Here is a 409-nt window from a genome sequence, read left to right as displayed (position 1 = left end):
CGGCTCCATACCGAGATCACCGTCATCCCGACGACGGACAAGGATTGGAGTGTCAGACACAAACGGGCCGTCAGGGTCCGGGTCGGCCAGACAGATGATCTTGCCAATCTGGAGCTTCGTCATCGGGTCTGCTGCGTTCACGTCATAGCCGATTGCGGCCAAGATGTTCAGAATTTCTTCCGACTCCAATGCCTTTTCAGGCTGACGCATCGCGTTCAACACTTTACCCCGCAGAGGCAGAATCGCCTGATACGGGAATCGTGCCTCGCGCACCTTACCGGCCGCCGAATCACCCTCCAATAGGAACAGTTCGCGATGTTCGACCTTCGTCTTCAGGTCGTACGACGCGTACTTTGCGGGCAGGCCCTGACGCTTGATCTTGTTAAGGTCAGACGCCGCTTTCTTCGAC

Annotated in this window: 1 protein-coding gene; it reads right to left on the bottom strand. The window is 57.0% G+C overall.

Features of this window, described 5'->3' with window-relative positions:
• Window positions 1–409: toprim domain-containing protein (locus AC1RPR_RS08385; RefSeq protein ID WP_481763498.1), on the bottom strand; the 409-nt coding region annotated here is incomplete at both ends.

The organism is Dellaglioa sp. CoH-57-MRSF-22, from assembly GCF_056781895.1.
The sequence above is the reverse complement of the archived record's forward strand: the minus strand, read 5'-3'. Positions and strand labels throughout refer to the sequence as shown.